The organism is Allobranchiibius sp. GilTou73 (assembly GCF_021391335.1).
Lineage (GTDB): Bacteria > Actinomycetota > Actinomycetes > Actinomycetales > Dermatophilaceae > Allobranchiibius > Allobranchiibius huperziae.
Genome location: NZ_CP090051.1, coordinates 1,977,905 through 1,995,505, shown reverse-complemented (window position 1 = coordinate 1,995,505; position 17,601 = coordinate 1,977,905). Strand labels below are relative to the sequence as shown.

At 71.4% G+C, this 17,601-nt stretch carries 17 protein-coding genes and 1 pseudogene; 13 read left to right on the top strand and 5 right to left on the bottom strand.

Going from position 1 to position 17,601, the window contains the following annotated elements; all coding sequences use genetic code 11:
- Nucleotides 1-46: 46 nt before the first annotated feature.
- Nucleotides 47-610, bottom strand: coding sequence for a hypothetical protein (locus LVQ62_RS09960; protein WP_233761281.1), 564 nt, complete (start codon nucleotides 608-610; stop codon nucleotides 47-49).
- 101 nt (nucleotides 611-711) lie between these two features.
- On the opposite strand from LVQ62_RS09960, the gene LVQ62_RS09955 reads away from it, so the two are divergent.
- Entirely contained in the window at nucleotides 712-1,494 is a 783-nt protein-coding gene (locus tag LVQ62_RS09955; protein WP_233761279.1) for a class I SAM-dependent methyltransferase, read from the top strand.
- 61 nt (nucleotides 1,495-1,555) lie between these two features.
- Here LVQ62_RS09955 and LVQ62_RS09950 read toward each other — a convergent pair whose 3' ends face one another.
- Both LVQ62_RS09950 and LVQ62_RS09945 read right to left on the bottom strand, forming a co-directional pair.
- Nucleotides 1,556-2,194, bottom strand: a complete 639-nt coding sequence (locus LVQ62_RS09950) for a WbqC family protein (protein ID WP_233761277.1) — start codon at nucleotides 2,192-2,194, stop codon at nucleotides 1,556-1,558.
- The gene (locus tag LVQ62_RS09945; RefSeq protein WP_233761275.1) at nucleotides 2,191-2,847 is read right to left on the bottom strand and encodes a PIG-L deacetylase family protein; all 657 of its coding nucleotides are present in this window, start codon (nucleotides 2,845-2,847) and stop codon (nucleotides 2,191-2,193) included. The genes LVQ62_RS09950 and LVQ62_RS09945 overlap by 4 nt, the downstream gene beginning before the upstream one ends.
- Before the next feature lie 92 nt (nucleotides 2,848-2,939).
- Here LVQ62_RS09945 and LVQ62_RS09940 point away from each other — a divergent pair, with 92 nt between their 5' ends.
- The 10 genes and pseudogenes from LVQ62_RS09940 (at nucleotide 2,940) to LVQ62_RS09895 (ending at nucleotide 12,864) form a co-directional block, all read left to right on the top strand.
- On the top strand, nucleotides 2,940-3,485 hold the full coding sequence (locus LVQ62_RS09940; RefSeq protein WP_179481588.1) for a DapH/DapD/GlmU-related protein: 546 nt from the start codon (nucleotides 2,940-2,942) through the stop codon (nucleotides 3,483-3,485).
- On the top strand, nucleotides 3,482-4,450 hold the full coding sequence (locus LVQ62_RS09935; RefSeq protein WP_233761273.1) for a glycosyltransferase family 2 protein: 969 nt from the start codon (nucleotides 3,482-3,484) through the stop codon (nucleotides 4,448-4,450). The genes LVQ62_RS09940 and LVQ62_RS09935 overlap by 4 nt, the downstream gene beginning before the upstream one ends.
- Nucleotides 4,438-5,502 carry an NAD(P)-dependent oxidoreductase gene (locus LVQ62_RS09930; RefSeq protein ID WP_233761271.1) on the top strand — a complete coding sequence of 355 codons (1,065 nt, stop codon included), beginning with the start codon at nucleotides 4,438-4,440 and terminating at the stop codon, nucleotides 5,500-5,502. Before LVQ62_RS09935 ends, LVQ62_RS09930 begins: the two co-directional genes overlap by 13 nt.
- Nucleotides 5,499-6,491 carry a glycosyltransferase gene (locus tag LVQ62_RS09925; protein WP_233761269.1) on the top strand — a complete coding sequence of 331 codons (993 nt, stop codon included), beginning with the start codon at nucleotides 5,499-5,501 and terminating at the stop codon, nucleotides 6,489-6,491. The genes LVQ62_RS09930 and LVQ62_RS09925 overlap by 4 nt, the downstream gene beginning before the upstream one ends.
- A gap of 604 nt (nucleotides 6,492-7,095) precedes the next feature.
- Nucleotides 7,096-7,509: a hypothetical protein gene (locus LVQ62_RS09920; protein ID WP_233761267.1), complete on the top strand. Its 414-nt coding sequence runs from the start codon at nucleotides 7,096-7,098 to the stop codon at nucleotides 7,507-7,509.
- Nucleotides 7,506-8,222: a cytidylyltransferase domain-containing protein gene (locus LVQ62_RS09915; protein WP_233761265.1), complete on the top strand. Its 717-nt coding sequence runs from the start codon at nucleotides 7,506-7,508 to the stop codon at nucleotides 8,220-8,222. The genes LVQ62_RS09920 and LVQ62_RS09915 overlap by 4 nt, the downstream gene beginning before the upstream one ends.
- On the top strand, nucleotides 8,219-10,477 hold the full coding sequence (locus LVQ62_RS09910) for an N-acetylneuraminate synthase family protein (RefSeq protein WP_233761263.1): 2,259 nt from the start codon (nucleotides 8,219-8,221) through the stop codon (nucleotides 10,475-10,477). The genes LVQ62_RS09915 and LVQ62_RS09910 overlap by 4 nt, the downstream gene beginning before the upstream one ends.
- Nucleotides 10,468-10,938, top strand: a pseudogene (locus LVQ62_RS17830) (glycosyltransferase family 4 protein); the annotation flags it as partial. The gene LVQ62_RS09910 and the pseudogene LVQ62_RS17830, both read left to right, overlap by 10 nt.
- A gap of 101 nt (nucleotides 10,939-11,039) precedes the next feature.
- Nucleotides 11,040-11,570 carry a glycosyltransferase gene (locus tag LVQ62_RS09900; RefSeq protein ID WP_233761259.1) on the top strand — a complete coding sequence of 177 codons (531 nt, stop codon included), beginning with the start codon at nucleotides 11,040-11,042 and terminating at the stop codon, nucleotides 11,568-11,570.
- 46 nt (nucleotides 11,571-11,616) lie between these two features.
- Nucleotides 11,617-12,864, top strand: a complete 1,248-nt coding sequence (locus LVQ62_RS09895) for an O-antigen ligase family protein (protein WP_179481602.1) — start codon at nucleotides 11,617-11,619, stop codon at nucleotides 12,862-12,864.
- Here LVQ62_RS09895 and LVQ62_RS09890 read toward each other — a convergent pair.
- A complete protein-coding gene (locus LVQ62_RS09890; protein ID WP_233761257.1) occupies nucleotides 12,861-14,114 on the bottom strand; it encodes an MFS transporter in 1,254 nt (417 codons plus the stop codon). The genes LVQ62_RS09895 and LVQ62_RS09890 overlap by 4 nt on opposite strands.
- Before the next feature lie 68 nt (nucleotides 14,115-14,182).
- On the opposite strand from LVQ62_RS09890, the gene LVQ62_RS09885 reads away from it, so the two are divergent.
- On the top strand, nucleotides 14,183-14,818 hold the full coding sequence (locus tag LVQ62_RS09885; RefSeq protein ID WP_179481606.1) for a helix-turn-helix domain-containing protein: 636 nt from the start codon (nucleotides 14,183-14,185) through the stop codon (nucleotides 14,816-14,818).
- Nucleotides 14,819-15,122: 304 nt separating this feature from the next.
- Nucleotides 15,123-16,481: an HNH endonuclease signature motif containing protein gene (locus tag LVQ62_RS09880; protein ID WP_233761255.1), complete on the top strand. Its 1,359-nt coding sequence runs from the start codon at nucleotides 15,123-15,125 to the stop codon at nucleotides 16,479-16,481.
- Between the two features lie 15 nt (nucleotides 16,482-16,496).
- Here LVQ62_RS09880 and LVQ62_RS09875 read toward each other — a convergent pair whose 3' ends face one another.
- Nucleotides 16,497-17,501 (bottom strand): glycosyltransferase family 1 protein, encoded by a 1,005-nt coding sequence (locus LVQ62_RS09875; RefSeq protein ID WP_233761253.1) that lies wholly within the window; start codon nucleotides 17,499-17,501, stop codon nucleotides 16,497-16,499.
- Nucleotides 17,502-17,601: the final 100 nt, after the last annotated feature.

The window sequence follows — 17,601 nt, the reverse complement described above, 5'->3', positions numbered from 1 at the left end:
GGCCCCGCTCGCACCCGGCTCGGGTGTCCGGGTGCCGGTCGGCCGCTCAGGGCCGGACGGGCCCCAGCGCCCCGAGGGCGGGAAGGATGACCCGCAGGGCCTCGTCGATCTGTCCCACGGCCTGTCCCGCGGCCGCGCCGCCCTTGCGGATCGGGTCCTCGACCTCGTCCTGCTCGGTGATCCGGTCCTTCGTACGCGCCAAGTGCTCCAGCGGATCCGCGCCGGGCGGCAGGTCCCGCAGCAGGCGGGCGGCCTGGCGGATCGTGTAGGTGCGGCGGTAGAGCGTGGGCGTCTCGTCGACGATCCAGTCGTTCTGCGGTCTTCCGGCGGTGAGGATGAGGCGGGCTTCGCCGAGGATCGCCGGGGTCGCCTGACGGGAGCGGAAGCCGCCGGCCGGCACGTCCATGAGGGCGAGCCGGCGCTCCACCTCGCGCAGCACCCGGTCGCTGCGCACGGCGCGCACACCGCAGCTCGCGAACCGCCAGGGCCCGTCGGCCACGGCGCGGTGGCGCGAGATGAGTTCGGCAGCCGGCGACCGGGCGAGGTTGCCGTCACAGACGAACAGGAGCAGATCCGGCTGCCGGAGGGTATCGGGGGACGTCGTCGACACGGTGCACACGGTAAGGGAATGGGGGCGGCCCATCGACACCGCGGCGACCGATGGTGACCCTAGACTTCCTGCGCTCCCCACCCGTTCGAGAGGTCCCGCCCATGTCGCACGCCCACCCCGACGTCCAGGACCGCGCGAACCACGCGTCGTACACCGGCGCCGATGCGGTGCGCCACTATCCGCGGTTGTCGCACCTGCACCCCGCGGAGAAGGTCCTCTTCGACGCGTACGACGCCGACCTGCGCGGGCGCACGGTGCTCGACATCGGTGTCGGCGGTGGACGCACCACGGGTCACCTCGCGCCCCTGGCGCGGGAGTACGTCGGGCTCGACTACTCGCCGGCGCTGGCCGCCGCGACGGCCGCGCGCTTCCCGGATCTGCGCATCGAGGAGGGCGACGTCCGCGACCTACGCCGCTTCGACGACGCCTCGTTCGACGCGGTGATCTTCTCCTTCAACGGTCTGGACTACATCGGCCACGACGACCGGGCGATCGCGCTGCGGGAGATGCGCCGGGTGCTGCGCGAGGGCGGCCTGCTGCTGCTGTCCAGCCACAACCGCGACCACCTCAGATTCCACCTGCTGCCGTGGCAGGGTCGCCCGCGACCGGGCCGCAGCGTGCTCCGCAGCAGCTACGCCGCCTGGCGCGCCCGGGCGAACCGGCGCCGACTCCGGGCTCACGAGGTCATCCGACCGACCTGGGCGGTCATCAACGACGACGCACACGACTACTCGATGCTCACCTACTACGTCGGAGCGGACGAGTCGCGCAACCAGCTGCGTGCGGCCGGTTTCGCCGACATCGCGACCTTCGACCTGGCGGGCGACGCCGTCGAGCGGGACGACCGCGCCGTCTGGCTCTACTACACGGGACGGGCGGCCTGAGCCTCGACCACCACGTGGAGAGGTCCTCCAGCGCGCGTGCGCTGCGGTGCCGTACCTTGGGTCAGCAGGTGCGGGAGATGACCTCGACGGGATCGTCGTGGTCCATCAGGAGAGTGAGCACCGAGTCACCCGAGGTGATCTCGTGGTGGGACCACCGCAGTTCGATGCCCGCCTCGGCGAAGGTCGCCGTGGCGTCGTCGCCCATGTACGCCGTCGCACCCGCGCCGGACAGGTACGCCGTGCCACCGACCGCCTGCACCTGCTCGATCAGTCGGGGCACGCCGGAGGCGGCCGGCGGATCGGTGAACGCGAGCGGCGTACGGATGTCGAGCACGTTGCGCAGCACGTGGATCATCGACAGGTTGACCTCGGCGAGGGTCTCCCCGCTGCAGTCCGCGATCCGGTCCAGGAGCGGCAGGCCGCGCGATTTCCAGTGCCGGGCGCCGGTGTAGCGCCCCCGCACGACGCCGATCAGCCGGTCCTGCCAGCCCGGCAGCACCCGCACTGCCGTGATCGGCACCAGCGACGGCTTGCCCTCCAACTGGTGGGAACACCAGGCGTCGCGCATGGTGACCCGGCGCTGGTAGCCGTGCTTCTGGAACTGGTCGTGCTGGGCGATCACGAAGACGTCGCTGAAGATCATCTTGAACCAGAAGCCGGAGTAGGGCAGCAGATCCGGCTGGTGGATTGCGACGATCACGGGCGGATGCTCCGCACGAGCGCGTACTGCTCGGCGTACCGCACCAGGCGCGCGTGCCCGAGCGCGACCGCCATCTCCTTCAGACCGGTCATCGCGTGCACCTCGTCCGGGATCTCCGTGGCGTACGCGCGGCAGGCCGCGACCTTCGCGTCGATGTGCTCCTCCTGCAGCGATTCGAAGACGTTCCAGCGCAACTCGGCCTGGTAGAGGTTCACGTCGTACGCCGCGATGTCGTAGACGAAGACCGATGGCGGGAAGAAGTGCGTGACACTCATGGAGGCCCGGCAGGCGCGCATGCCGGCCTCGTAGGCCGCGATGTGGTCCTGGTGCAGCGACGGGTAGGGCAGGTAGACCTCGTGTGGCCGGTAGGTCTCGAAGACCTCGTCCAGGGCCTGCACCAGGGCCCGGGGATCCTCGCCGACATGTCCGTCGGGCAGGCCCAGCCGCACCGAGTCCCGCACGCCCAGTGCGGCCAGCGCGGCCCGGTGCTCCTTCGCCCGCACGTCGCCGCTGTCCGCGACGACGACCACGAGACTGTCCTCCGGGTGCTTGGCCAGCAGTCCCCCGCAGCCCAGCGATTCGTCGTCCATGTGCGGCGCCACGACGATCCGGCGAACGGGACGGACGGTGCCGTCGGCAGCGCTGAGATCCACGAGCGCCGATCGTACGGTGCGCGCGGCCCCAGACGGCACAATGAGCCCTGGCCGACCGGATCCCGGAGCCGACGACGACCGAAAGTGCACCTGTGAGCCTCGCCCGCCGCCTGACCGAGGCGCGCCCGTCGGTCCGCTGGCACCTCGGCCGGGCGGTGACGACCTCCCTCTACCGGCGCTCCTTCGCGGCCATCGGCGCCGGCAGCGTCGTCGTGGCGCCGCGCATCCTGCGCGGGGTCGACCGGATCAGCCTGGGCGCGCGCGTCGCGGTCTACCCCGGCGCCTGGCTGCAGACCGAGGACGGCGGCTCGCTGCGCATCGGCGACGGCACCTACCTCGGCCACGACGTGCACCTGCACGCGGCCGATCCGCTCGAGATCGGCGCCGAGTGCGTGCTGGCCGACGGGGTCTTCGTCGCCACCACCGATCACGGGCGGGACGGGCGGCACGAGATCGTGCACAGCGGACCGGTGCGCATCGGCGACCGCGTCTTCATCGGGCAGCGGGCGATCGTGCTGGGCGGCATCAGCATCGGCGACGGCGCCACCGTCGCCGCCGGGGCCGTCGTCACCCGCGACGTGCCCGCGGGCGCCGTCGTGGCGGGTGTGCCGGCGCGCGCCCTGGCGGGTGGGGAGTGAACGAGGCGATCCAGCAGGTCGGCGTCGTCGTGCCCCACTACGGCGATCCCGCACCGACGCGCGACCTGGTCGCGTCGTTGATCGGGCAGGCACTGTCGATCGTGGTGGTCGACGACGCCTCCCCCGAGCCCCTGGCGCCGATCGCCGGCGCGAGCGTCGTTCGCCGGGAGGTCAACGGCGGGTTCGGCGCGGCCGTCAACACCGGGATGGCGCGGCTGCCCACCGAGCTGGCGCTGATCCTCAACAGCGATCTGGAGATCGGCCCCACCTTTGTCGCCGACCTGCTCGCGGGCGCCGCGCCCTGGCAGCCGGTGGTGGCGAGCCCGCAGGTCACCACCCTCGACGGCGACCCGGAGTGGGTGGGCCGGCACTTCCCCACGATCGGCCACCAGGTGATCGAGTGGCTGACCCCGCTGGCCAGGTTCCGGCACCTGCCGCGGCTGCACGAGGGCGTCGGCCACGACACGCGTGCGGTCGGCGACGCCGTGGTGCCGGTCGACTGGGTCGTCGGCGCGGCCGTGCTGGTCCCGGTCGCGGCGTTCCGGGCGGTGGGCGGTTTCGACGAGCGGTACTTCATGAACGCCGAGGAGGTCGACCTGCAGCGTCGCCTGCGCGGACTCGGCATCCCGTCGGTGGTGCTCGGCACGGTGTCGGTGGTGCATCGCGGCGGCGGCTCGTCGGACCCGGCGCGCAGCCGCCAGTGGCTGGTCGCCTCCCGTCTGCAGTACGCGCGCACCTGGGGCGGATTGCGCCGGCTGCAGATGGCACTTGTGGGGGCCAGCGCGGTTAATCTGTGCGCCAACGTCTCCCGCCGGGCACTACGGCGACCGGTGCGTCCGGTCGACGTGCTGCGCGAGGAGTTGCGCCTCATCCAGGGGCGCGGCGCCGGCCACGCCGCCGCCCGACCGCCGTCCCCCGCCGGGGTCCCGACCGACACGGAGCAGGATCTGCCATGCGAGCGCTGATCAGCGGCGGAGCCGGCTTCATCGGTCGGCATCTGGCGACCGAGCTGCGCCTGCAGGGTCACGACCTCATCGCACTGGACCTGCTGAGCCCCCAGGTGCACAGGGAGCCGGAAGCCGCGCGCGCCGGCTTCCCCGGCCGCATGGTCGTGGGCGACGTGTGCGACGCCGACGCCTGGGCGCGGTGCAGGGATGCCGACGTCGTGATTCACCTCGCGGCCGAGACCGGCACCGGCCAGTCGATGTACCAGCAGGACCGCTATCGCCAGGTCAACGTCGAGGGCACCCGTCTGGCGGCGCGAGAGGCGGCGCGCCGAGGCGTACCCCTCGTCGCCATCAGCTCGCGCGCCGTCTACGGCGAGGGTGCGCGCGTCGAGGCCGACGGCACCCGCACGTACGACGGCGTCGTACGTCCCGGTTCACGGGCCGCGGACTCCCGTGAGGACGACCCGCACGCGCCGGTGTCCGTCTACGGCGAGACCAAGTCCGAGGGCGAGCAGGTGATCGCCGCAGAGCTCGGTGACCGAGGGTCCGCCACGGTGATCAGGCCGCAGAACGTGATCGGTGCCGGCCAGGCGCTGCACAACCCCTACACCGGCGTGCTCGCGGCGTTCCTGGCCTGCCTCAAGGAGGGCCGTGCGATCTCGGTCTACGGCGACGGCGCGCAGACCCGCGACTTCGTGCACGTCACCGACCTCACCGCGATGATCAGCTGGGCCGTCGCGAATCCGGCCCCGGCCGCGGACGGCCCGCGGATCATCAACTGCGGCAGCGGTGTCCGTACGACGCTGCGCGAGCTGGCCGACCACGCGGTCGCGGCATCGCTGAGCGCACCGGTCGACATCGTGCACGTCGACGTGCACCGCGCCGGCGACATCCGCGACGCCTGCGCCGACCTCACGCGGGCACGCGAGCTGGGAGCCCCCTCGCCGCGGTGGTGTGCCGCCGACGCGGTCGCCGACTTCGTGCGCACGTCGTGGGATCAGCCGGGCGCCCGCGCCGACGCCTGGGACAGGGCGCTGGACGAGCTGCGCGATCGCGGGCTGACCTCGTGACGCCCCGCCGCGTGCTGCTGGTCAGCCCCGGGTTCCACGGCTACTGGCGGGCCATCGCGGCAGCGCTGCAGGACCGCGGGCACACCGTGGACACCCATGTGTACGACGCGCCGCCGAGCCTGCCCGGCAGGATCGCCAACAAGCTGCTGCACGACCTGCCGGACGCGGTGACTCCCGCACGGCTGCACGCCCGGCTGACCGAACGTGCCATCGCAGCCGTGCGGGCACACGCCCCGCAGGTCGTCGTCGTGGTCAAGGGCGACCTGCTCCAGGACTCCTTCTGGCACCTGCTCGACGAGTTGCGACTTCCCCGCGTCACCTGGCTCTACGACGAGGTGCGCCGCACCCGCTACACGCTCGAGGCGCTCGCGGGGCTGGGTCCGCTCGCGACGTACAGCCGCACCGACGCACAGGCGCTGGGCGCCACCCACCTGCCGCTGGGGTTCGATCGGCGCACCACCTACACCCCGCGCCGGGAGTCGGTCGTCACCTTCATCGGTGCGCGTTACCCCGCGCGCGAGACGGCGCTGCACGGCCTGGACGATGCCGGGGTGCCGGTGCGGGCGTACGGGCGCGACTGGTCCCGCGGGCTCGGCGACCGCCTGCACACCCATACGCTGCGCGCCGCCAGGGTGCCAAGTGGTGGGCAGTTGTCGCGGTCGCAGGCGTACGGCGTGATGGCAGGCTCCGCCGCCACGCTCAACCTGCACGGCGACCAGGACGGTTTCACCATGCGCACCTTCGAGGCGGCGGGCGTGGGCGGGGTGCAGCTGATCGATCGGTCGGACGTCAGCGAGCTCTACGAGGTGGACGGCGCGGCAGGCGAGGTGCTCGTCGTCGCCTCTCCCGGGGAGCTGCGCGAGGTGGCCGGCCGGTGCGTGCGGGAGCCGCGATGGGCCGACGGGATCCGTGATCGCGGCCGGGCGCGGACGCTCGCCGAGCACACCTTCGACCACCGCGCCACGGTGCTGGAGTCGCTGTGGGCCTGATCCATCCGCGCGACCTGAGCGCCTGGCAGGACTGGCAGGACTCCCGTCATCGCGTGCGCCGCGTCGCACGGCGGGTGCGCCGTACGGGGGCGCCCTCGCAGTTCGTCCTGGACCTGCCTCGTGACGGTAGCGCACGTGTCCTGGTCGCCCTGGACGTGGCCGAGGGCCCCAAGAAACAGTGGCTGCTGGAGCCGCTGGAAGACCTGCCCGTCGCGGTCCTGAGCGAGCAACCCGTGCCGGATGTCGCAGCAGGAGAACGTGTTTCGCGTGCGGTCTCTGCCGACGACCTGAATGCACTACTGCCCGACGTGGGTGCCGTGCTCTCCTACGGCCATTACCTCGCGGTGGGATCGGCCGCCCACGCGTTCGCCGAGCGCACCGGACGCGCACAGCTCGTGCTGCAGCACGGACTGCTCACGCCCTACCAACCGCCGCTGCCACCGCACGCCCACGCCCTCGCATGGTCCGCGGCCGACGCGGACTTCTGGACGCTGGGCCGCGACGACGTGACCGCGCAGGTGGTCGGATCGCAACTACTGGCAGCGGCCGCGGTCGCACCGGCAGGCGCGGCCTCGGCCGAGACCCCCTCACCTATCTGGGTCAGTTGCACGGCGCCGAACTGCCGCGGCGCGGGCTCGCCCACGCGGCGTACGGCTTCTGCCGCGACACCGGCGCGACCTACCGCCCGCACCCGTCCGAGACCGACCGGCTCTCGCGCTCCCAGCACCGCGTGTGGGAACGCCGCGGCATCACCCTCGACCGGAGCGGCACGCCGCTGCGGACGCATGGGGGGCCGGTCGCCGCAGCGTTCTCCACCGGCGTGCTCGAGGCCGCGGCGCGCGGGGTGCCCGCCTTCGTGCACTACCCCGACCCGCCACCGTGGCTGGAAGAGTTCTGGGCCAGGTACGACATGCGCCCCTGGGGCGGCGAGCCGACTCCGACGCCGTCGACGGGGACGGACCCCACCGCCGCGATCCGGGCGGCGGTCATCGACTTCAGCGGAAGGACCAGCAGGTGAACACCCTCTGTGTGATCCCCGTGCGCGGCGGCTCCAAGGGCGTGCCCGGCAAGAATCTGCGGCAGATCGAGGGCCGTCCCCTCGTCGTGTGGACCATCGAACAGGCGCTGAACACACCGGGCCTGGACGTCCTCGTCTCCACCGACGACGAACGCATCGCCGAGGTCGCGCGCTCGGCGGGCGCCGACGTGCCCTTCCTGCGGCCGCCCGAGCTGGCCCGGGACGACACCCCCACCGAGCCGGTGGTGCGGCACGCGATCGCGCATCGGGTGGGTGAGGGACGATCGCCGGACGCCGTGATGCTGCTGCAGGCGACCTCGCCACTCCGGCTGCCCGGCACGCTCGAGCGGGCGATGAGCCAGTTCGACTCCTCGGGAGCGGACTCGCTGGTCGGAGTCGTGCCGTTCGCGCCGTTCTTCTGGTGGCAGGCACGCCACGGGCAGCCGCCGCGGGCGGACTACGACGTCACCGCGCGGCCCCGCCGGCAGGACCTCACCTCGGGGCAACTGCGCTACCGCGAGACGGGCTCGCTCTACCTCACCCGACCATGGGTCTATGAGCAGTGCGACAACCGTCTCGGCGGCCGCATCGAGCTCTTCGTGATGGACGAGGTGGAGGGCATCGACATCGACACCGAGCACGACCTGCGCCTGGCAGCGCACGAGATGCGTCGCCTCGCCGAGATCCGTTCGACACCAGGTGGTTCCGCATGATCATCGAACGCAACATCGCGCCGTACATCGTTTTCTCCGAAGACCCGATCGTCCGTGCGCTGGGCAAGATCAGCGACAACAAGGAGCGCATCGTCTTCTGCGTCGGGCAGCAGGGCCACCTCGAGGGGGCACTGTCCGACGGCGACTTCCGTCGCTGGATCGTCGCCACCCCGGATGCAGATCTGCAGACCCCGGCGGTCCAGGTGGCCCACCGAGACGTCGCGAGCGGCCGTTTCGGTACGCCGACCGCGTCGTTGCGCGCAGCCTTCCGGCCCGGCGTCACCCACGTCCCGCTCGTCGACGAGCAGCACCGGATGATCGCCATCGCCATCGACCGCGACGACGAGCTGCGGATCGGCGCCCACGCGATCGGACCGGGTCACCCCGCGTTCCTGATCGCCGAGATCGGCAACAACCACCAGGGGTCCGTCGACCTGGCGCGGCAGTTGGTCGACCTCGCCGCCGATGCCGGGGCGGACGCTGTGAAGTTCCAGCTGCGCGACATGGCCGCGCTCTACCGCGGCCCCCAGGGCTCGACGGCGGGTGAGGATCTCGGCGCGCAGTACACCCTCGATCTGCTGGCCAAGTTCGCCCTCGACTTCGACCGGCTGAGCATCGTCTTCGATCACTGTCGCGATCGCGGCATCGACGTGATGTGCACGCCGTGGGACAGTCCGAGTGTCAAAGCCCTTGCCGACTACGGCATCCCGGCCCTGAAGATCGCGTCGGCCGACCTGACCAACCACGCGCTGCTGCGGGAAGCTGCCGGATACGGGCTGCCGCTCGTGCTGTCGACCGGCATGTCCCGCGAGGACGAGATCCGCGAGAGCGCCGCGCTGGTCCGGTCCACCGGAGCGAGCTTCGCGCTGCTGCACTGCCAGTCGACCTACCCGGCGCCGTTCAAGGACGTGAATCTCGCCTACATGGACCGCCTCGCCCAGATCGGCCAGTGCGTCGTCGGCTACTCCGGGCACGAGCGCGGCTTCCACGTGCCCGTCGCCGCCGTCGCCCGGGGTGCGCACATCGTGGAGAAGCACTTCACCCTCGACCGGTCCCTGGAGGGCAACGACCACAAGGTGTCGTTGCTGCCGCAGGAGTTCGCGCAGATGGTCGACCGCATCCGCGAGGTGGAGGAGGCGCTCGGCAGCGCCGCCCCCCGTGAGGTGTCGACCGGGGAGATGATGAACCGGGTCAACCTGGCCAAGAGCCTGGTCGCGACCCGCGCCATCGCGACCGGTGAGACCATCACCGCCGATGCCGTGACCATCAAGAGCCCCGGTCGGGGTCTGCAGCCGAACGCGCTGCAACAGCTGGTCGGTCGGGTGTCGCGCCGTGACATCGACGAGGGCGACTTCTTCTACGACGGAGACCTCGGCACCGCCCAGATCGACCGTCGCCAGTTCTCCTTCCGACGGCCCTGGGGCCTGCCCGTGCGCTACCACGACTTCCGCTCGCTGGTCCGCGGCTCGAACGCCGATTTCGTCGAATTCCATTTCAGCTACAAGGATCTCGACCTCGACCTGTCGCAGATCTTCCCCGCCGACGTCGAGCTTGCTGCCGCACCGTACGCGTTCACCACCCACACCCCCGACCTCTTCAGCGGCGACTTCATCCTCGACCTCGCCAGTGAGGACCCGGCCATCTGGGAGCGCTCGATCACCGAGCTCCAGCGCGTCATCGACATCACCCGCTCGCTGCGCCCGCACTTCACCTGCGCGCAGGATCCGCTCATCGTGGCGACGCTCGGCGGGTTCACCGCCGACGAGCACGTCGACCCGTCGCTGCGGGAGCGGATGTACGCACGGGTGGCCGAGGGCCTGTCGAAGGTCGACGAGACCGGGGTGCGGCTGACCGCGCAGACACTCCCGCCGTACCCGTGGCTCATGGGCGGGCAGCAGTTCCATAACCTCTTCCTCGACGCACGCGACACCGCGGCGTTCGCGCAGCGACACGACCGCAAGCTCACCCTCGACGTCTCGCACAGCAAGCTCGCCGCCAACTTCGCCGGGCGGCCCTTCAGCGAGTACGTCGACCTCCTCGGCCCGCACACCGAGCACCTGCACATCGTGGACGCCACGGGCGTCGACGGCGAAGGGGTGCAGATCGCCGACGGTGAGGTCGACTTCGCGGCACTGGCGACCCAGCTGGACCAGCTCGCGCCGCATGCGGGATTCATCCCGGAGATCTGGCAGGGCCACGTCGGGGGCGGTGAGGGATTCTGGGTGGCGCTCGACCGACTCGAGGCGTGGTTCTGAACACCCGCCCGATCGCGCTGTGGGCGCTGCCGGTCGCCAACCTGGCGGGCGTCGCCCGGCACACCCTCGACGCGCTCACCGCGGGCATCCCCGGCTGGCGGGCGGTCGTGCTGTGCCCGCCGGGTCCCCTGGTGACCCGGTTGCAGGAGGCCGGGGTGCCGGTCGTGGCGGCGGCGTTCGGTCCCGACGCCGGGCTGCGCGCGTCGATCCGGACCCTGCGGCACACCTGCGCGACCCTGCGGCCCGCGCTCGTGCACACCCACCTGGCATACGCCGACATCGTCGCGGCGCTCACTCCCCTAGACGGTGCAGCGAGAGTGAGCACCGAGCACGGGATCGCGGCCGACGACCTGGTCTATCAGGGCAGCAGGTGGCGCTCGCAGATCATGCGCCGCTCCCACCAGGCGCGGCTACGGCGCGCCGACCGCTTGATCGCGGTCTCGCACGCGACCGCCGGGGCGATGCGCGCCAACTGGCACACCGATGCTTCGATCACCATCATTCCCAACGGTTTCGACCCACCGACCGACAGTGTGAATCGTCCCGCGACCGATGCCCCCGGGTGCTGTCGCTGTCCCGGCTCGCACCGGAGAAGCGGATCGAGACACTCCTGCAGGCGTTCGCGCTGGTGGTGCGGGAGCACCCCGGGGCACACCTCACGGTCGCCGGCGACGGAGAGCTCGACGGGCCGCTGCGCGCCCTCGCGGGTCGTCTCGGTATCGCCGACCGGGTCGACTTCCCCGGCTTCGTCGACCCCTCGAGCGCGCTCGACGACTGTGACGTCGTCGCCCAGCTCTCGGTCTGGGAGAACTGCTCCTACACGCTGCTGGACGCCGTCGGAGCCGGCGTCGGAGTGGTGGCCAGCCCGGTCGGGGGCAACCCCGAGATCCTGCCCGAGCAGTGTCTGGCCGATCCGGACGCACCGGCGCAGGTGGCCGCCGCGATCGCACGTCAGGGCGGCATACCCGCACAGCGGCCACGGCTGCCCCCGTCCTGGCCGACCCCGGCCGGGATGGCCGCCGCGATCGGCGAGGTCTACGACGGCCTGGACCGCCCGGTCTCCAGCGGACCGCGCGACGCCGCGAAACCATAGACTCTGCCCGCACCCGAGCTCCCAGAAACCCACCCGGAAGACCGCCATGACCCTGCTGCAGGAACGCTCGCTCGCCGAGCACCGGCAGCCCAAGGACGCCGACGTCCCCGGTGCGCTCGAGCGGATGGACAACCCGAAGGTCATCTCGGCGACCCTCTCGGTGCTGGCGATCTTCGCCTCCCTCGCCGCCGACAAGTACGGCGCGGGGCTGCCGGTGCCGCCTAGTTCGCTCCTGCTCGGCGCGGCCGTCTTCGGTGCGGCGTTCGTCGTGCCCACCCGCGGCGTTCCGCGGCCGAACTGGGGCGTCTGGCTGACGCTGGCGATCCCCGGCTGGCTGGTCGTCAGCTCCTACCTCAACCACATCTCGGGCACCAAACGACTGGCGAACCTGGGCATGGAGGCGCTGCTCGTGCTGGTGATCGCCTCGGGCCGGCTGTGTGTGATCTCGGTGGCTCGCGGAGCGGGCATCGCGGTGGTGCTGGGATCGCTCTGGGGGCTGGGGACGCTCGGCGCGAACGGGTACGTCGGTCGTCTCGTCGGCGGGTGGGGCGACCCCAACAACGCCGGCCTGTGCCTGGTGGTGCTCGGATGCGTCGCGTTCGCGTACGTCCGCACCCGTCTCGCGCGGGTGCTGATCGCGGTGGCGGGGGCCTCGGCGGTCTTCGCCACCTTCTCGCGCACCTCCCTCTTCGCGATGGTGATCGTGATCCTGTGGGTGGTCGTGGGAGACCGGGTGCAGGTCTGGGTCCGGGTCGTCGTGGTCGGCTCGGTCATGTGGTACGTCCACACCCTGCCGGCCACCGACTACGCCACCGGCATCTTCGCCGGCCGGGGCGGCAGTGATGCGCTGCGCCGCAGGATCTCCCGCGCCGAGCGGCTGACCGTCTCCGAGCACCCGCTCTACGGGCACGGCGCCGGCAGCGCGCGGACCAATGTCGACGGTGACACCTTCTATTTCCACAACTCCTACCTGGCGTTGCGAGCCGAAGGAGGCTGGATCCTGCTCCTGATAGTCGTCGCTCTCTACGCCCTCCTGCTGTGGAATCTGCTGCGCCTGCCCGCCGGGCACCGCAAGCCGTGGATCGAGGCCTCCCTCATCGGCGTGCTCGTGTGCGCGGCCAACCTCGGAGAGGTCTTCCTGGCGCCGCCGGCCATGATCGCCGTGGGCGTGGCGCTGCGCCATCTGGCGCTCAGCCGCCGCCGGATCATGGATCCGAACGCGCCGCCCCCGCTGGGCCTGTGGGAGCGGTCCCGTCCCGCGGACCGTCTGCCGTTCGCCTCCGGCACCCGTTAGACGCCGCCCGTCCGGCTCCCGGCCGCTTGTGGCCAGGCCGCGGGACGAGGCACGGAACGGACCGCCCGACTGAGCGTCGGGATGAGCGCGACCGCCGCTGTGAGGCCGACCAACAGGGCGATGGCCCCCGGGCCGCCCAACCTGTGCAGGGCGAGTCCGGCGACGACGGGATAGAGCGGAAGCAGCAGATAGGACACGAACTGGCTGACCGACTGCACCCGGCCCACGAGCTCCGGCGGGGTGATGTGCAACCGGTACGCGCCGATACCGGAGTTGCCCGACGGGTTGAGGAAGATCCCGACGGACAACGACACCGCGGCCGCCAGCGGCGTGTTGAAGAACATCAGCGGCACGGCCAGGGGCACCCAGCTCCACCCGACCAGCACGGTGAGCAGCCCGGTCGGAAGGGCCCTCACCACGCGGGGCGCGCAGACGGCGCCGGCGATGCCGCACACGCCGGCGGCGGTCTCGACCAGGCCGATCTGCACCGGGCTGCGACCGGCCTGGATGAGCCGGAGCACGGCCGTGAAGGCGATGGTGTTGACGGTCAGGTTGAGCAGCGGTGACCAGACGAGCAGCACCCGGAAGAACCGGTGCCGGGTCACGAAGCGGACCCCTTCGGCCAGTTCGGCGCGCACCCGGCGACGAGGCGCTGTACGGGCCGGTGCGGTGAGATCGGCGCGGATCCGTCCGAGCAGCACCCAGGACACGGCGTACGACACGGCGTCCGCCGCGAACGGCAGCCACCGGGTGACCCCGTAGAGCGCTCCCCCGATCGGTCCGCCGACCAGGGACGCCACGTGCTGGCGTGCCTGGTTCTGGGCCAGAGCGGTGGGTAGCAGATCGCTCGGGACCACGGTGCGTACGGCGGACACCTCGGCCGGTGAGAAGGCGCCGGCTGCCAGACCGGTGCCCAGCGCGACCACGATGAGGTGCACCAGGCTGAGGCGGTGCATGCCGATGGCCACGACCAGCGACAGGTAGAGGACCAGGCCCACGGCACTCGCGCACCGCATGATGCGGCGCCGGTCGAACCGGTCGGCGAGCACGCCCGCCGGCAACAGCATCGCGGCGACCCCGAGCAGATTCGCCGTCTCCGCGAGCCCGGCCGCGAGCGTGGAACGGGTCTGGGCATAGGCGATGAGCGGAAAGACGAACATGCTCACCCGGCTGCCCAGCTCGCTGATGGTCTCGCCCACCCACAGCAGGGTGAAGTCGTGCTGCCGCCTCAGACTCCGGAACCCCGCCATATCTCGCACGCTATCTTGCGCACGTTGTGTTGCGCAATAGGACGTGCGCGATTGGCTATGATTGGCGGATGGTGTCGAAGAGACCGGCCAGCACCCTCGTCGAGGACCCGCGCACCCTGCGGGCCATCGCCCATCCGGTGCGCAACCGGATCCTGACCGAACTGGCCGCCACGGGGCCGGCGCGTGCCGCCGACCTGGCCCAGGACCTGGGCATCCCCGCCAACCAGACCAGCTTCCATCTGCGGCAGCTCGCCAAGTACGGACTCGTCGAGGAGGCGCCGGAGGCGGCCCGTGACCGGCGCGACCGGGTGTGGAAGGTCGTGGCCGAAGGGGGTTACCTGGTCAACCTGCGCGCCCTCGAGGCCGCACCCGAGACGCGTGCCGCGAGCCTGGTCTGGCGCAGCCACTTCGAACGCTGGGCCCATGCGGTCATCAGCGCCGCGATGCGCCGGACCTCGGTCGACGACGGCGCGGTGGTCACCATCAGCGACACGGCGCTGCGCCTGACCGATGAGGAGGCCCGCGCCATGGTCCAGGAGTTGAACGACGTCGTGTCGACCTGGGCGGCGCGCACCCGCGGGCGCGACCCGCAGCGGCGTACCTATCTGTTGATGTACGCCGCGCAGCCCTACCCGGACCTGGAGATATCGCGGGACGAGCACGGCGCCGATGACGGCGACGCCAACGACTCACTTGGCAGCTAGTCGGGTGCCGGCCTGCTCGGCGTCCCAGACGGTGGCCCGAGAGACCGAGGCGACCACGTGTTCGCGACGAGCTGTAAATGACCTCAGAAGATGACCACGTCCGTAGAGGGGATGTGGACAACTCGATCGCGAATGATCAACATTCGCAACATCTTTCGAATTAATTACCCTTGTTCGCAAGGTCGAACAGGCGTATGATTCAGGGTAGATGGCAAGGGGTGCCGTCATCAGCGCAGGAGGGGACGTGGCGCAGTCGACGACAGATACGCATCGTCCCGCTGGGCCGGGTGCTGGTGCCCGGTTGATGGCCCTGCTCGGCGACTTCAGCAGCGCACTGGAGGAGTGGCCTGGCGCGTTGTGGCAGTTGGACGAAGCGGCGCTGGGCGAGGTCGTCGGGAGCATGCTGCGGATGGGCGGCCGGATGGAGAACGTCGCGGCGCTGGCGACCGCCGACGCGCTGAGCCGCGGCACGGTGGCGAACTCGACCGCGACCGGGGCACCGGCGTGGGCGGCCCGGCAGGCGATCGGTGTGGAGCCGACCGTCGTACGACGGGTCGGGAGGGTGGGCGTGGACTGCGCCGATCCTCGCAACCAGGTCGTGGTTGACGCGCTGGCCGATGGGTCGGCGAGTGTGCCGGTCGCCGACGTGGCGCTACGGGAGGTGCCGCGGATCCTGCCGCAGCTACCGGCCGCCGACCGCGACGGGCTGCTCGGTCGCTATCTGTCGTTGTCCGACCACGGGTCTCGCACGTTGCGGCAGCTCAGCACCCGGATCTTGGGTGAGTACGCCCCCGAACGCCTGGTGCGCGACGAGGAGCGCCAGCAGGACTGCGAATCGGTGTTCTGGGCCGACCTGCCCAGTGGCCTGACCCGGTTCGTCGCCGAACTCTCGAGCGGGCACGCCGCCATGGTCAAGCACGCCCTACGCGCCCTGTCCGCACCCGCGCCAGTGGAAATCGAGGAACGGGACACCCGGACCCCGGCCAAACGGCGCGCGGATGCCTTGGTGCGACTGGTCGACACCGCCGCCGGTGTGCTGGACGGCACCAGCCCGCGGCCGGTCGGAGAGTTCGGCGGCACCGCCAAGATCCTCATCACGGTGGACTACGCGACGTTGTACGAAGGGCTTCGCGAAGTAGGCCGACTCGGCCAACACGGTTCGGACAGCGGCAGATTCACACCGACGCACGTGCCGGGGATCGGACGCACCACCGACGGGGAGCACCTCGACGCGGGCACCCTGCGCAGGCTCGCGTGCGATGCCGACCTCATCCCCATCGTCCTGGGTGGGGAATCCGAACCACTGGACGTCGGGCGCGCCAAACGCCTCTTCACCGGGGGCCTGCGGACCGCGATCATCCACCGCGACCAGCACTGCACCTTCCCCGGCTGCGAAAGACCACCCGACTGGTGCGATGCGAACCTCACCCCACGAAGTTCTCCGCTGCGCTCCGATACTTCGCGGGGACCCCGAGACCACCACATCACCCCGTGGTGGGCCGGCAGACAGACAACACTCACCAACGCCGCACTGCTCTGCGCGCGACATCACACCATCGTCCACCGCGACCTGCTCACCGCCCAGGTCACACCCACCGGCGTCACCTGGGACCTCACACCAGGACTCATGCCCACCCGACCACGGCAGGATCCAGCTGCGTGACGTGAGCCGATCGGCTCAGTCGACCTCGATCGAGCGCAGCGCGCTGTCCACCGTGCGACCGACCACGTCCCAGTCGAAGCGTGCAGCCCGGCGCGGCCCGGCGAGCGCCAACCGATCCCGCACGGCGGTGTCATGCGCGGCGGTGACCAGAGCCGCAGCCACGGCATCGTTGTCGGCCGGATCCACCAGCAGGGCAGCGTCGCCGGCGATCTCCGGCACAGCGCTCGCGTCACCGCCGACCGCGGGCACGCCGCACGCCATCGCCTCGAGCAGCGGCAGACCGAAGCCCTCGTACCGGCTCGGCATCGCCACCACCCGCGCCCCGCGGTAGTACGCCGGCAGCTGCGCCTCGGGGACGAGGCCGGCGAAGTGGATCCGCTCCCCGAGCCCCAGGTCGCCCGCTGCGCGCACGGTGTCCGCGACGGCATCGCCGGTCATCACCAGGTGCAGATCGCGCAGCTCCGGGTCGGTCATCGCCCGCAGCAGCACCGGCAGGTTCTTGTGCGGCCTGTGGTTGCCGACGTAGAGCACGTAGGGATAGCCGGGTTGGTGCACGGGTCCCCGCGGCGTGTACGACGCGTCGACGCCGTTGCCGACGACGAGGACCCGGGCGCCGTCGACGCCCGACCACGCCACGATCCTGCTCTTGGCGTGCTGGGACATGGTCAGGGTGAGCGGCGCACGTCGTACAGCAGGGCGCACCACCCGCTCGTAGTAGTTGCGCACGCCCCGGCCGGCCTCGCCCGGCACGTCGAGGTGCATCAGGTCGTGCAGGGTCAGCACCACCGGCCCGCGCCAGCCCACCGGGGCGGCGAACCCCGGGCTGACGAAGAGGCGGCGGTGGCGTGCCCGCGCGGCCGTCAGCTGCTGCAGCTGCACGAGCCCGCGCATCGAGACCGGGTCCGCGCCGGGCACGTCCTCCCAGTCCCCGGTAAGCCGTGATCTCACCTCCCGAGCGAACCGGCCGATGCCGTGCGGGCCGCTCCAGCGGGCGTCGTACACCGCTCGCGCGTTCGTCATCGATCTCCCCGGGGCCATGTGTCGTCGCGGAAGCCTACCCGGACCTCGCAGCGCCACTGCTCCCTCGCATTGCCTATCGTTGAGGCGTTCGCGTCGGCCG